The sequence below is a fragment of the Nocardia sp. NPDC004340 genome (assembly GCF_053602575.1).
Genome location: NZ_JBSGDW010000005.1, coordinates 492,876 through 506,122, shown reverse-complemented (window position 1 = coordinate 506,122; position 13,247 = coordinate 492,876). Strand labels below are relative to the sequence as shown.

Annotated in this window: 12 protein-coding genes; 4 read left to right on the top strand and 8 right to left on the bottom strand. The window is 70.7% G+C overall.

Features of this window, described 5'->3' with window-relative positions:
• Positions 1 to 5: 5 nt before the first annotated feature.
• The gene (gene dnaG / locus ACWEOI_RS23345) at positions 6 to 1,919 is read right to left on the bottom strand and encodes a DNA primase (RefSeq protein WP_452360983.1); all 1,914 of its coding nucleotides are present in this window, start codon (positions 1,917 to 1,919) and stop codon (positions 6 to 8) included.
• 194 nt (positions 1,920 to 2,113) lie between these two features.
• Here dnaG and ACWEOI_RS23340 point away from each other — a divergent pair, with 194 nt between their 5' ends.
• From ACWEOI_RS23340 to ACWEOI_RS23330, 3 genes are read left to right on the top strand one after another with little or no spacing between them, the layout of a single operon-like run.
• Positions 2,114 to 2,704: an energy-coupling factor transporter transmembrane component T family protein gene (locus ACWEOI_RS23340; RefSeq protein ID WP_452360982.1), complete on the top strand. Its 591-nt coding sequence runs from the start codon at positions 2,114 to 2,116 to the stop codon at positions 2,702 to 2,704.
• A gap of 34 nt (positions 2,705 to 2,738) precedes the next feature.
• Positions 2,739 to 3,287, top strand: coding sequence for a biotin transporter BioY (locus ACWEOI_RS23335; RefSeq protein WP_452360981.1), 549 nt, complete (start codon positions 2,739 to 2,741; stop codon positions 3,285 to 3,287).
• Positions 3,284 to 3,961, top strand: a complete 678-nt coding sequence (locus ACWEOI_RS23330; protein ID WP_452360980.1) for an energy-coupling factor ABC transporter ATP-binding protein — start codon at positions 3,284 to 3,286, stop codon at positions 3,959 to 3,961. The genes ACWEOI_RS23335 and ACWEOI_RS23330 overlap by 4 nt, the downstream gene beginning before the upstream one ends.
• Positions 3,962 to 4,034: 73 nt before the next feature.
• Here ACWEOI_RS23330 and ACWEOI_RS23325 read toward each other — a convergent pair whose 3' ends face one another.
• The 4 genes from ACWEOI_RS23325 to ACWEOI_RS23310 are packed head-to-tail and all read right to left on the bottom strand — an operon-like array spanning position 4,035 to position 7,439.
• Positions 4,035 to 4,739 carry a HalD/BesD family halogenase gene (locus ACWEOI_RS23325; protein ID WP_357086195.1) on the bottom strand — a complete coding sequence of 235 codons (705 nt, stop codon included), beginning with the start codon at positions 4,737 to 4,739 and terminating at the stop codon, positions 4,035 to 4,037.
• Positions 4,740 to 4,770: 31 nt separating this feature from the next.
• Complete coding sequence (locus ACWEOI_RS23320) at positions 4,771 to 6,039, bottom strand: deoxyguanosinetriphosphate triphosphohydrolase (RefSeq protein WP_452360979.1); 1,269 nt, start codon at positions 6,037 to 6,039, stop codon at positions 4,771 to 4,773.
• A gap of 3 nt (positions 6,040 to 6,042) precedes the next feature.
• Entirely contained in the window at positions 6,043 to 6,699 is a 657-nt protein-coding gene (locus ACWEOI_RS23315) for a YdcF family protein (RefSeq protein WP_452360978.1), read from the bottom strand.
• 44 nt (positions 6,700 to 6,743) lie between these two features.
• The gene (locus tag ACWEOI_RS23310; protein WP_452360977.1) at positions 6,744 to 7,439 is read right to left on the bottom strand and encodes an MBL fold metallo-hydrolase; all 696 of its coding nucleotides are present in this window, start codon (positions 7,437 to 7,439) and stop codon (positions 6,744 to 6,746) included.
• Between the two features lie 61 nt (positions 7,440 to 7,500).
• On the opposite strand from ACWEOI_RS23310, the gene ACWEOI_RS23305 reads away from it, so the two are divergent.
• Complete coding sequence (locus ACWEOI_RS23305; RefSeq protein ID WP_452360976.1) at positions 7,501 to 9,519, top strand: TPM domain-containing protein; 2,019 nt, start codon at positions 7,501 to 7,503, stop codon at positions 9,517 to 9,519.
• 277 nt (positions 9,520 to 9,796) lie between these two features.
• Here the strand turns inward: ACWEOI_RS23305 and ACWEOI_RS23300 are convergent, their stop codons facing one another.
• The 3 genes from ACWEOI_RS23300 to ACWEOI_RS23290 all read right to left on the bottom strand — a co-directional run bounded on the left by ACWEOI_RS23300 (position 9,797) and on the right by ACWEOI_RS23290 (position 13,216).
• Positions 9,797 to 10,402, bottom strand: a complete 606-nt coding sequence (locus ACWEOI_RS23300; RefSeq protein ID WP_387306796.1) for a response regulator — start codon at positions 10,400 to 10,402, stop codon at positions 9,797 to 9,799.
• On the bottom strand, positions 10,399 to 11,529 hold the full coding sequence (locus tag ACWEOI_RS23295; RefSeq protein WP_452360975.1) for a histidine kinase: 1,131 nt from the start codon (positions 11,527 to 11,529) through the stop codon (positions 10,399 to 10,401). Before ACWEOI_RS23295 ends, ACWEOI_RS23300 begins: the two co-directional genes overlap by 4 nt.
• 244 nt (positions 11,530 to 11,773) lie before the next feature.
• Positions 11,774 to 13,216, bottom strand: coding sequence for a molybdopterin-dependent oxidoreductase (locus tag ACWEOI_RS23290; protein WP_452360974.1), 1,443 nt, complete (start codon positions 13,214 to 13,216; stop codon positions 11,774 to 11,776).
• Positions 13,217 to 13,247: the final 31 nt, after the last annotated feature.

Here is a 13,247-nt window from a genome sequence, read left to right as displayed (position 1 = left end):
TGGGGTCAGACGCCTGCGAAGTCGCCTGAGTTGCCCATGGCCTGGGTGAGGAGGCTCTTGCGGTATTGCTCCAGGGCCACCAGGTCGCCGAACAGGGCCATGTAGGCGTCGGGCTGTTCGGTGGAGGAGATGCGCTGGAGCTTGGACTTCAGTTCGGCGATCTGACGGCCGACCCAGGATTCCTGGGTGCGGGCCAGGACGCCGGCGACGAAGCGGGGGATATCGTCGGCGGACTTCACCGGGAGGGGTTCTGCGGCCAGTTCGGAGACCATGGCGCGCAGGGTGAGGTCGTCGGTGTTGTCGGCGACGGCGGTGACCCATTCGGCGCCGGTGAGGCCCGCGGCGGTGCCGCCGGCTTCGGCGATGGCGGCGCGGACCGCGAGGAAGGCGGGGTGGGTGAAGGCTTCGGGCTCGAGGGAGTCGAAGACCGCGCCCGCGAAGGCGGGGTATTGCAGGGCGGCGGCGAGGGTTTGGCGTTGGGGCAGCAGGGCCGGGTCCGTGGGGTTGGGACGGGCGGCGGGGCCGGGCGAAACCTCGTGGTGGGGTTGGCGTTCGGGGATGCCGGGCTTGGCGCCGGTGCGGGCGCCCTTGCGGGCCTCCTCGCCGACGCGGCGCACCACCTGCTGGATGTCGTCCCAGCCGACCCAACCGGCCAGTTTGGTGGCGTAGGCCTTGCGGAGGGCGAAGTCCTTGATCTGGGAGACCACGGGGACGGCGCGGCGCAGGGACTCGACCTGACCTTCGGGGGTGTCGAGGTTGTGTTCGGCGAGCAGGCCGCGGATAACGAACTCGTACAACGGGACTCGGCGGGCGACCAGGTCGCGGACCGCGCCGTCGCCATTGCGCTGGCGCAGTTCGCACGGGTCGAGGCCGTCGGGGGCCACGGCGATGTAGGTCTGGCCCGCGAGCTTCTGGTCGCCGGAGAAGGCCTTGAGGGCGGCGGCCTGGCCGGCGGCGTCGCCGTCGAAGGTGTAGATGATCTCGCCGCGCCAGAAGTTGTCGTCCATGAGCAGGCGGCGCAGGATCGCGAGGTGGTCGTCGCCGAAGGCGGTGCCGCAGGAGGCGACCGCGGTCTTGACGCCGGCCAGGTGCATGGCCATGACGTCGGTGTAGCCCTCCACGACCACGGCCTGATGGCCCTTGGCGATCTCCCGCTTGGCGTGGTCGAGCCCGAACAGCACCTGGGACTTCTTGTACAGCAACGTCTCCGAGGTGTTGATGTACTTGGCGGTCATGGTGTCGTCGTCGTAGAGGCGGCGCGCGCCGAAGCCGATCACCTCGCCGCCGAGATTGCGGATCGGCCACAGCAGACGGCGGTTGAAGCGGTCCATGGGGCCGCGCTGGCCCTGCTTGGACAGGCCCGCGGCCTCCAGCTCCTTGAACTCGAAACCCTTGCGCAGCAGGTGTTTCGTGAGGGTGTCCCAGCCGCCGGGGGCGTAGCCGCAGCCGAACTGGTGGGCGGCGTTGTGGTCGAAATTACGGTCGGTGAGGTACTTGCGGGCCGCCTCGGCCCCGGACTCGCCGAGCTGTGAGATGTAGAACTCGTGGGCGGCCGCGTTGGCGGCGACCAGGCGGGCGCGGGTGCCGCGGTCGACGCGGACCGAGGTGCCGCCGCCCTCGTAGTTGATCTTGTAGTTGAGCCGGTCGGCCATCTGCTCGACGGCCTCGACGAAACCGATGTGCTCGATCTTCTGCAGGAACGCGAAGACGTCGCCGCCTTCACCGCAGCCGAAGCAGTGGAACACGCCGTGATTGGGCCGCACGTGGAACGACGGCGACTTCTCGTCGTGGAACGGGCACAGGCCCTTCATGGAGTCGGCGCCGGCCCGGCGGAGGGCGACGTACTCCCCCACGACATCCTCGATCCGGACACGTTCACGAATCGCCGCGATATCGCGGTCCGGAAGTCGGCCAGCCACGCCAGCGAGTCTAGCGCTCCCCCGCCTCCCCGGGACTTTTGCGCACGGCAGAGAGCCGTTGCCAGTCCCACGTGCGGGCCGGCGGTTGAGTGCCGACCCGATTCTGGACGTCCCCGGCGAGTTACCCCACTCGCAACGAAACCAGTTGTCCAGTCCGCAACGATCCACACAATGCGGACTGCGAAGATCAATCAGTGCACAGCATCTACTACGACGCCCGGACGCCGGTGCACGTCGTGCCCGCGGGGGTGAAGCTGGCCGGGCTCGCGGTCGCGGGGACGGCGCTGTTCTTCGTGTCGTCGATCACCGTGCTGACCGGCGCGCTCACCGTGGTGCTGGGCCTGTACGCGCTCGCGCGGATCCCGTGGCGGACGACCGCGCGGCAGGTCCTCGCGCTGCTGCCGTTCCTGGCGTTGATCGTGATCGCGCAGGTGATCTTCACCGACGCCCGCACGGCGGTCCTGGTCGGGGAACGCCTGCTCACCCTGGTCCTGCTGGCCAATCTGGTGACCTTGACCACCCGCACCTCGGCCATGGTCGACACGATCGAGCGCGCGCTCACCCCGCTGCGCCTGCTCGGCGTCCGCCCCGAGCGGGTCGGCCTGCTGGTCGCCATGACCATCCGATTCATCCCGGTCATCCGTGAGCAGGCCGAACTCGTGCGCGCCGCGCAGCGGGCTCGTGGCATCGAGCGCAGCACGGTCTTCCTGGTCCCGCTACTGATCCGCACACTGCGGATGGCCGACGGGGTCGGCGAGGCCCTGGACGCTCGCGGCCTGGACTGACCGGTCGGTCCGGCAGCCATTTAGGATGCCTCGGGTGCGTAGTAGGGATTTGGCGCAGATCGCGCTGTTCGCATCAATCATGGTGGTCCTGGGATTCTTTCCGCTGATCCAGTTGCCGGGAGCCTTCGCACCGTTCACCTCGCAAACTCTGGGCGTCATCCTGGCGGGCTCGATTCTGGGCGCCAAGCGCGGCGCGCTGGCCATGCTGCTCTTCGACGTCATGGTCTTCGCGGGGCCGCCGGTGCTGGCGGGCGGGCGCGGCGGCCTGTCGGTGATCATGGGCCCGACGGGTGGCTTCGTGATCGCCTATCCGATCGGCGCGCTGGTGATCGGCCTGCTCACCGAACGGGTGTGGAAGCACTACAACCTGCCGCTGGCCCTGCTGATCAACTTCCTCGGCGGCGCGATCGTGCTGTACGCCATCGGGATTCCGTGGATGGCCGCGGCCGCGCACATCTCGCTGGGCAAGGCCATCACGACCTCGGTCGCGTTCCTGCCGGGCGACGTGGTCAAGACGGTGATCGGGTCGCTGGCCGCGGTGGCGGTGCGCAAGGCGTATCCGATGATTCCGGCGCGGGCATGATCGAACTCGACGGCGTCTCACACCGATTCGGCGAGCGCGAGGTCCTGCGCGACCTGGATCTGCGCTTGAGCGAACGCCGGATCGCCGTGGTCGGCGCGAACGGTTCGGGCAAGTCCACCTTCGCGCGGCTGCTCAACGGCCTGCAGGTGCCGACCTCGGGCACGGTCCGGGTGGACGGCCTCGATACCCGCAAACAGGGCCGGGCCGTGCGCAAACGGGTCGGATTCGTCTTCCAGGATCCCGACGTCCAGATCGTCATGCCGACGGTCGCCGAGGACCTCGCCTTCGGCCTCAAACACCACGGCGTCGCCAAATCCGACATCCCGCAACGGGTCACCGAGACCCTCGCGACCTACGGCCTCGCCGAGTTCCGCGACCACCCCGCGCATCTGCTCAGCGGCGGCCAGAAGCAGCTGCTCGCCATCGCCGCGGTGCTGTCGGTCCGACCCGAGTACGTGGTGTTCGACGAACCGACCACCCTGCTCGACCTGCGCAACACCCGCCGCATCACCCGGATGCTGCGCGACCTCCCGCAGCGACTGGTCGTGGTCTCCCACGACCTGGACCTGCTCGCCGATTTCGACCGCGTGCTGGTGTTCGACGAGGGCCGCGTCGTGGCCGACGGCCCGCCGGCGGAGACCATCCCGCGCTACGTGACCATGCACTTGGACTGAGCCCGCGCCGAATGCCGCGGGACCATGGCTCGCCCCCACACCAGCGGACCGAGGCCGTCGCCGCTCGAAGTCCTCAGTCCTCGCGCCCGAACAGATGCCGCCGCACGTGCGCGTTCAACCGCTGCCCAGGCCGCGCGTTGAACGCCATGTGCACGCTCACCCGCGGAATCTCGCCCTGCACCGGCGTCACCCGGTGCCGGGACCGCCGCCCGGCGTGCAGCACCAGCGTGCCCGGCACGGTCGGCAGCATCTTCACCATGTGCCGGTGCCGCATCGGCAGCCCGCCCCCGCGCTCGATGAACGCCCCGGGCAGCGGGATGTATTCGAGCGCCCCGCCCCGCTCCGGCGCGACGATGTGCAGCATGACCGTGTAATCGGACATGTCGTAGTGCCAGTCCTGCGCGTCCCCGTTCTCGTGGATCTGCACCGTCATCGCGCCCAGTTCGTCGGCGGACCGGTAGGCCTGCTCCCCCACCAGGTGGGAGACGAACTCCCGCAAGGGTTCCCAGTGGTAGAGCGCCTTCAACGGCGAGGAGTCCGGGATCCGGTCGCAGGCCACGGTGTATTCGAAGCGCATGGCGTCGCCCAGTCCGTCGGAGAGCACGTCGGCGGCCATCTCGGTGACCGCGGCGGGCCGCAGGAATTCGGGCAGCACGGTGACTCCGCTGACCAGGAAGTCCGCCTGCGACCGCTCGATGACCTCGCGCAGCCGCGTCACGGACCGCCGGTCGAGCGGATATCGCTCGAGGTCGACCAGGTCGTCCACCTCGCGTGTCATCGCGCGCCCCCTGCCGCCGGATTCAACGGACTCAGGGTATCGCGGCGGCGATGCGTTCCAGGCGGCTCTCGGTGTAGGAGGCGATCTGGTCGACGATGACCCGCACCCGGGCGGTGTCGTCGGCGGCTTCCTCCCACCACGGCAGCAGCAGCCGGTCCAGCCCGTGCGGGGCGGCGGCGAGCAGCCGGTCGGCGACGAGCAGGATGCGTTCGCGCTGCCCGGCCTGCCGCACCCGGTGAATGGGGTCGGAGAGCACGTACCGCAACGCCATGGTCTTGAGGACCGCGACCTCGGCGGCCACGATGCGCGGCACCTCCAGATCGGCGGCGTAGCGCGACAATTGGCGGCCGCCCCACGCGGCGCGGGTGGCCTCGACGGCGGCGGTGGCGAAGCGGCCCACCAGATCGCTGGTCAGCCGTTTGAGCGCGACCGAGGCAGCCAGGGAGCCGTCGTATTCAGCGGCGGCGGTGACCACGGGCAGTTCGGAGAGCCGCTGCGCCGCGGCCACCATGTCGTCCACGCTGTGCGAGCTGTGCCGTTGCGCGCCGAGTTCGGCGAGCGCCACCTGTTCGGCCGGATCGGCCAGGGCGCGCAGGTCGATGCGCCCGGCGATGACACCGTCCTCGACGTCGTGCACCGAGTAGGCGACGTCGTCGGACCAGTCCATGATCTGCGATTCCAGGCATTGGCGGCGTTCGGGCGCGTCCTTGCGGACCCAGTCCAGCCGGTCCATGTCCACCCCGTAGGCCCCGAACTTGGAGCCGGGACCCGTTCTGCCCCACGGATATTTGATGACGGCGTCCAGGGCGGCTCGGGTCGGGTTGAGCCCGAAACTGACGCCCTGATCGTCGAACACCTTGGGTTCGAGCCGGGTGAGGATGCGCAGGTTCTGCGCGTTGCCCTCGAAACCGCCGTGCGCGTCGGCGAATTGGTCGAGGGCCACTTCACCGTTGTGCCCGTAGGGCGGGTGCCCGATGTCGTGGGCGAGCCCGGCCAGGTCCACCAGGTCGGGATCGCAGCCCAGGCTGTCGGCGATGCTGCGGCCGATCTGGGCGACCTCCAGCGAATGGGTGAGCCGGGTGCGCGGGGTGTCGCCGTCGCGCGGGCCCATGACCTGGGTCTTGTCGGCGAGCCGCCGCAGCGCGGCCGAGTGCAATACCCGGGCCCGGTCGCGCGCGAATTCGCTGCGCCGGGCCGGGCACGGCGACCAGCTCAGTCCGGCCGTGTGCTCGGTCTCGGGAACCATGCGTTCCCGGTCGGCGTCGGTGTAGACCTGGTCATAGTCGATGCGTGCGTTCATTGCTCACTGATCCGCCGTGTATTTGAAGTCCGCCGAGAAATGGGTCAGCTGATACCAGAGCAATGCGAAGGTCTCCCGGAAGATCCCGTGCGCCTGCGATTCCCGCGTGTACACCGCGGGCCCGGTTCTGGTGGGCGCGGTCCAGGCCGACAGCCCGGCGTCGCGCGCCATGGTGCGGGTGCGCAGCGAATGCCAGGGGTCGCTGACCAGCACCACCGACGATTTGCCACGCGCCAGCAGCGCTTTCGACACCGCTTCCACGCTCTGCAGGGTGTCGGAACCGGTTTCGACGGCCAGGATCCGGTCCTCCGGCACGCCCTGGTCCTCGAGGTAGGTCTTGCCCGAGGCCGCCTCGGTGTAGTTGTCGCCGACCCGTTTGCCACCCACCGTCACGATCATGGGGGCGACCTGCTTGCGGAACAGCTTGTGCGCCTGGTCCAGTCGCGCCTCGAACACCGACGACGGGGTGCCGTCGTACTGGGCGGCGCCCAGCACCACGATGGCGTCGGCGTGGGCGTAGTCGTCGATGCGGGCGACCTGCCACACGTGCAGGGCGGTGCCGCCCACCACGACCAGGCCCATCAGCACCCCGCCGACCAGCAGCCGGCGCACCCAGCGCAGCGTGCCGCCACCGCGTTCGGAGGCGGTGGATGCGGACATGTCCGGTGCCGGCCAGTCGGGTTCGGCTCGGTGGTTGCGGAGTCTCACCAACCGCGTTGCCGCCATTCGGGCAGCTGCGGGCGCTCGGCGCCGAGGGTGGTGTCGTCGCCGTGGCCCGGATACACCGCGGCGTCGTCCGGATAGCGGTCGAACAGTTTGGTCTCGACGTCGCCGAGCAGCGAGGTGAACTGCTCCGGCGACTGGGTCCGGCCCACACCGCCCGGGAACAGCGAGTCACCGGTGAACAGGTGGACGCCGCCCGCGCCGTCGGTCAGCGCCAGCGCGACCGAGCCGGGGGTGTGCCCGCGCAGGTGGATGGCCTCCAGGACGAGGTCGCCGACGTGGACCTTGTCGCCGTCGGCCAGCAGCCGGGCCGGGGGCACCGGCAGCGGCGCGGCGTCCAGCTCGTGCGCGGCGGTCGGAACGTCGGTGGCCGACACCACATCCGGGAGCGCGAACCAGTGGTCCCGGTGCTGGTGGGTGGTGACGATGAGCTCCACCCGGCCCGGCGCCTCCTGGCCGATGAGCTCGAGGATCCGCTCGGCCTCGTTGGCGGCGTCGATCAGCAGGGTCGCGCCGGTGGCGGCGCACTGCACGAGATAGGTGTTGTTGTCCATGCCACCGACCGACATCTTCACGATGCGCGCGCCCGGAACCTCACGCCGCTGCGGATTGGAGCCGGGCGAGACGTGGCCCGTGTAGGGCGAATCGATGGTGATCACGTCACCGATCGTAGTCATGGCTTCCGACACAGTGTGCAGAAGAAACCGACCCTCCGCGTTCCACAGTTAGATTCGACGCATGCGGCCATCGAAGCAGCTGTCCCTCCTCGTGACCGGTCTGCTCGCGGCCCTGGCCCTGCTCGGCGGGCACGCCGCGCCGGCCGCGGCCGAGACGCCCCTGCGACTGCCCGGCTATGTCACCGACAAGGCCGGGGCGCTGGACCGCGGGCAGACCGCGGAGCTGCAGCAGGCCATCGACGCGCTGTACTCGCGCGACCACGAGCGGCTGTGGGTCGTCTACGTGCGCGACTTCAGCGGTATGGACTCGCACGCCTGGGGTGAGCAGACCGCGAAACTGTCCGGGTTCGGGGATCGCGACGTGCTGCTGTCGGTGGCCGTCGACGATCGGGCGTACGCGTTCACCGGGACCGTGCCGCAGTCGGTCAGCGACAAGGAACTCGACCGGCTGCTCACCGACCGGGTGGAGCCGAAGCTGCGCGACGGGAACTGGGCCGGGGCCGGGCTGGCCACGGCGACCGGGCTCTCGGACGCCATGAGCGGCTCCGGCGGCATCGGGCTGTTCCCGATCCTGATCATCGCGCTTCTGGTGGCGCTGGCGGTGCTGGGCATCTGGTGGTGGTCGAAGCGGCGCAAGACGCGGCGGGAACGCTCGGTCATGGAGTCGGCGCGCAAGACCGATCCGACCGACACCCGGGCGCTGGAGTCCCTGCCGCTGGTCGTCCTGGACGCCCTGTCCAAGGAGACGCTGGTCGACACCGACAACGCCATTCGCACCAGCACCGAGGAATTGCGGCTGGCCACCGACGAATTCGGGGCCACCGCCACCGCACCCTTCACCGCCGCCCTGGAGGGCGCGAAACGAGCGCTGGCCAAGGCGTTCTCGATCCGCCAGCAGCTCGACGACGACATCCCCGAGACCCCGGATCAGCAGCAGCGCATGCTGATCGACCTGGTCAGCAGCTGCGGCAGCGCGAATCGGGACCTCGATGCCAAGGTCGGCGAATTCGACGCCATGCGCAATCTGCTCATCAATGCCGGGGAGCGGCTGGACGCGCTGACCCGCGACCTGATCGAGCTGACCGCGCGGGTGCCCGGTTCGCGGACCACGCTCGCGGCGCTGGTGGCCGCGCATCCCGCGTCGGTGCTCGCGCCCATCCACGACAACGTGAGCATGGCGAGCGAACGAATCGGATTCGCGGAGAAGACGATCGCCGACGGGCGGGCCGCGGCCGCCAAACCGGTCGGGCAGCAGGGCGCGGCGGTATCCGATATTCGCGCCGCCGAATCGGCCGTGGACGCGGCTCGCACGCTGTTGGACGCGGTCGATTCGGCCGCCACCGATATCGAGCAGGCGCGGGCCGGGCTGTCGGCCATGATCGAGGAACTGCGCGGCGATCTGGCCACCGCCGACGGACTGTCGGAGCACGGCGGCACCGATCTGCCCGCCGCGACGGCCGCCGCGCGCACCGCGCTCGATCAGGCCACGGCCGACGGGGCCACCAATCCGCTGGGGGTCTTCCGGCAGGCCGTCGCCGCCGACGCCGCGTTGGATCAGGCGATCGCCGCGGCCGGTGATCGCAAGCGGGCGGCCGATGACCTGCGTCGCCGTCTCGATCAGACGCTGACCGCGGCCCGCAGCCAGGTCAATGCCGCCGCCGACTACATCAGCACCCGGCGCGGCGGGGTCGACGCCGAACCGCGCACCCGGCTCGCGGAGGCCCAACGTAGCCTGGATCAGGCCGATCAGCTCGCCGCCTCGAATCCCGAGCAGGCTCTCCAATCCGCCCAGCGCGCCGTCGAACTCGGCGCTCGCGCGCTGCACACCGCGCAGGCCGCGGTGCAGGAATGGCAGGCTCAGCAGCAGCAACGCGTGTCTTCCGGGGGCTCCCAGACCGGGGCCATCCTGGGTGGAATCCTCATCGACGGGATGCTGCGCGGGATGGGCAATGAATACCGCCGCGGCGGTGGCGGATTCGGCGGCGGTTTCGGAGGCGGGGGCGGTAGCCGCGGCTACGGCCCCGGCTCCTTCGGTGGTTCCGACGGCTCCCGGCGGATCAGCCGGGGAGGCCGGTTCTGAGGGTTCGGCTCACCGAAGCGAGCCGAACCCGGCGCACTCACCAGCCGGAGCCGGTCCCGCCGGAACCCGTGTTGGCCACGATGGTGCCGATGACCATCTGCGCGAGCCCCGCGATCAGGCTGAGAATTCCCATGGTGCCCTCCGACTTCCGCTTTCCTCACCGACTGTCCGGTGTAGCGGTGAACCTAACCCAGCAAACTTGAGAAAGTGGCTCATTTCAGAACATTTCCCGCTGAGTGCCACCCGCGGTCATGATTCAGCTACTGCCCCGGGGGCGCTAGAGCCAGCCGAGGCGCTCGGCCGCCCGGACGGCTTCGGCGCGCGTGCGGGTGCCCGTTTTGCCGATGGCGGAGGACAAATGGTTGCGGACCGTGCCCTCGGACAGGTGCAGGAGTTTGGCGATGGCGCCCGCGGTCGCTCCGTCGGCGGCCGCGGCGAGGACCTCGCGTTCCCGGGCGGTGAGGGGTGAGGTTCCAGCCGTGAGGGTTTCGGTGGCCAGGGCCGGGTCGACGACACGCAGGCCCATGTGGACGCGGCGGACGGCGTCGGCCAGTTCCCGGGCGGGGGTGTCCTTGACAACGAAGCCGGAGGCGCCGGCGTCGATGGCGCGGCGCAGGTAGCCGGGGCGGCCGAACGTGGTGACCATCAGGATGCGCACGGCCGGGTGGGCGGCGTGCAGCTGGGCGGCGGCCGAGATGCCGTCCAGGCCGGGCATTTCCACGTCCAGCAGGGCCACGTCGGGGGTGGTGCGCTCGACGGCGGCGAGCACCTCGTCGCCGCGACCGACCTCGGCGACGACGTCGAGGTCGGGTTCCAGGCTCAGCAGTGCCGCGAGGGCGCCGCGGACCAGAGCCTGGTCGTCGGCGAGCAGTAGTTTGATCATTCCGGCTCCTTGATCGTCTCCGGGAAGCTTGCCAGCACCCGGAAGCCACCGTCCGGGCGCGCGCCCAGGGTGAGTTCGCCGCCGGTGGCCCGCACCCGCTCACGCAGTCCGGACAGGCCGGATCCGGTGCGGGCCGAGTCGCGCGGGCCCACACCGTCATCGGCGATCTCGATGCTGTTCGGGGTTACCCGCACCCAGCAGTGGGCCGCGCCGCTGTGCCGCACCACATTGGTGACGGCCTCGCGCAGTACCCAGCCGAACACGACGCTGTGCCGCGACGGCAGTTCGCCGGGATCCGGGAGCACGGCCTCGATCTCGGCGGCGTTCAGCGCGGTGCGGGCATTGGTCAGCTCGCCGGCGAGCGAAACCGCCCGCAGCCCACCGACGGTGGAGCGCACCCCGGCCAGCGCTTCCCGCGCCAGCTGTTCCACATCGGCCATCTCCGTCTTCGCGCGCTCGGGGGCGACATCGATGAGCCGTTGCGCCAGTTCGGTTTTCACGGTGATGACGGTGAGCGAGTGGCCGAGGATGTCGTGCACGTCGCGCCCGACCCGCAGCCGCTCCTCCGCCACCGCCAGTTCGGCGAGCTGCTGCCGGGCGATGTGCAGTTCGTGATTGCGTTGCAGGATCACCCGGATTCCGCCGACCGCGAAGGCCGCCAACACGATCGACTGCATCAGCGAGTACGCGGGCGGCTGCCCGGTGAGCAGTTGCGGCAGCAGCGCGAACCCCACGATCAACGCCAGTTCGAGCGGGACCGCCCGCCGCACCGGCAGCGTGAACGCGATGTAGGAGGCCATGTAGACGCCCAGCCCGAGCATCTGCGAATGCAGCGTGACCGCCGCGGCCGCGATCAGCGTCACCTGCACGGCCAGCGATCCGGCCACCACCAGCCAGGGCGGGCGCGGCGGCCAGCCCTGGTCGGACGGGCCGCGCACCAGCAGCCAATAGGACGCGACATAGGCGATGCCGAAGGCGACGATCACCGTGATCGTGTACGCGCGGGCCACCGGATCCTCGAGCTGCCAGCCCTGCCGCAGCGGGTCGAACAGGTACACCGCCCACACGGCCGCGAGCAGCGTCCCGAACCGTCGCCGCCGCCGGATACCCGCCTCTTCCGCGTCCACACCGCGGGACGCTACCCGAGCCCATGCCGATCGTGGCCGGTCAGCGCGCGGCCGTCCGGCGGATCGGGGCGGCACCGCAGCGCTCAGCGACAGCATCGGGGCAGCCGGCGGCACCGGCCCGGGGCAACGCGGCACCAGCCACTCGCGGTGAGGTTCATACGAATACCGTCACCCGCCGCGACCTGCCACGCATCCTCGGTTCGTCACTGTCCGCCCATGACGGATGTCATGGGCGAGGCCACGATCAGGCCGTGACGGTGACGCTGTGCAGACCGCCCGGGCCGATCGGGAACGGCGGGCGCTCCTCGGCGTCCTGGACCTCGCCGGAGCGGCTGATGGCGCGGGCCTGAATGGTGTGGGTGCCCGGCGGCACGTCGACGATGGTGCGCCAGCGCCGCCAGGCCGCGGGGGCCAGTTCGGAGCCGAGTTCCACCGGCAGCCAATCGGTTTCGCCGATCCGGATCTCCACCCCGGCGACCCCGTGCGGCGGGGCCCAGGCGACCCCCGCGATGGTGAACTTGCCGCCGCCCGGGCCGCCGCCGGAGGCGACATCGATGCGGGCCTGCGGCCGCACCCACAGTGGTTCGGCGGGCCAGCCGCGCTTCCACCAGTAGTCGACGTGGCTGTCGTCGGTGAGTTCGAGTTCGCCGACCCACTTCGCGCCCGAGTACTGGCCGTAGATGCCGGGCACGAAAACCCGTGCGGGGAAGCCGTGTTCGGGCGGCAGCGGTTCCCCGTTCATGCCGATGACCAGGTAGCCGGGCCATTCGCCGGTGCGCAGCGGTTCCAGCGGCAGCGAGATGGTGTAGCCGTCGACGGCGCGGGTGACCAGGCGGGTCGCACCGGATTCGGGGACGGCGTGGTCGAGCAGGGCGGTCAGCGGGACGCCGAGCCAGCGGGCATTGGCGCAGCGGCCGGAGCCGACGGTGTTGTGCACGCACACCATGACGGCGTCGAATTCGACGGCCTGCTCGGCCAGATCGGCCAGCGACAGCCGCAGCTGGTGGGCGACCCGGCCGCCGATGGACAGCCGCCAGTCGGCGGGATCGATGCGCGGAGCCCGCGAATTCACGTCCGCCACATAGAATTTGCTCGCGGGCGTGATGAGCGGGGTCAGGCCCGGTTCGCTGCCGATGCCGTCATCGGGGACCGGGACATGCGCGCCCATCGGGCCGACCCGGCGAGCCCGTTCCCGGTGCCGCTGATCCTCGCGTCGCACCAGTGTCTCGGCGGCGGCGATCATGCCGGTTCCCGCTGCGGCCCACAGCAATCCGTGTCCGGTGGGCTTGCGCAGCCCGGCGCGCAGCACGGCCGCGGCGGCCACCGCGCCGAGCGCGCCCGACACCGAGCGGTCGGTGTTGCGCAGGGCCGCGGCCGCGGTGGCGGCCCCGAACACGGCGGCCGCGGGGGTGCGCAGTCGCGGCGGGAGCAGTGCCGTGCCGACGGCCGCGCCCACGCCCCAGAGCGCGACACCGAGCCGGGTCATCTCCTTGTCGTGGTCCCCGGCCTGCGCCACCATGGTCTCGACCACCTGAACGGGCGCGTAATCCGCTGCCAGCCGACCGATTCCGTCGAGCATGGAGCCGCCGCGCGCCGCGGCGAGCAGTTCGCCCGCGCCGAGCGCGCCCACCCCCACCGCGACCGCGTGCAGCAGCCCCTTCTTGCCCGCAGTCCCCTTCTCCGACACTTGTCCGAACCTTCCGTAGCCGACCGGGTTT

Coding starts and splice junctions, on each gene's coding strand:
- ACWEOI_RS23330 (WP_452360980.1), top strand. CDS start 3,284: ATGATCGAACTCGACGGCGTCTCACACCGATTCGGCGAGCGCGAGGTC.
- ACWEOI_RS23325 (WP_357086195.1), bottom strand. CDS start 4,739: ATGACACGCGAGGTGGACGACCTGGTCGACCTCGAGCGATATCCGCTC.
- ACWEOI_RS23320 (WP_452360979.1), bottom strand. CDS start 6,039: ATGAACGCACGCATCGACTATGACCAGGTCTACACCGACGCCGACCGG.
- ACWEOI_RS23315 (WP_452360978.1), bottom strand. CDS start 6,699: ATGTCCGCATCCACCGCCTCCGAACGCGGTGGCGGCACGCTGCGCTGG.
- ACWEOI_RS23310 (WP_452360977.1), bottom strand. CDS start 7,439: ATGACTACGATCGGTGACGTGATCACCATCGATTCGCCCTACACGGGC.
- ACWEOI_RS23305 (WP_452360976.1), top strand. CDS start 7,501: ATGCGGCCATCGAAGCAGCTGTCCCTCCTCGTGACCGGTCTGCTCGCG.
- ACWEOI_RS23300 (WP_387306796.1), bottom strand. CDS start 10,402: ATGATCAAACTACTGCTCGCCGACGACCAGGCTCTGGTCCGCGGCGCC.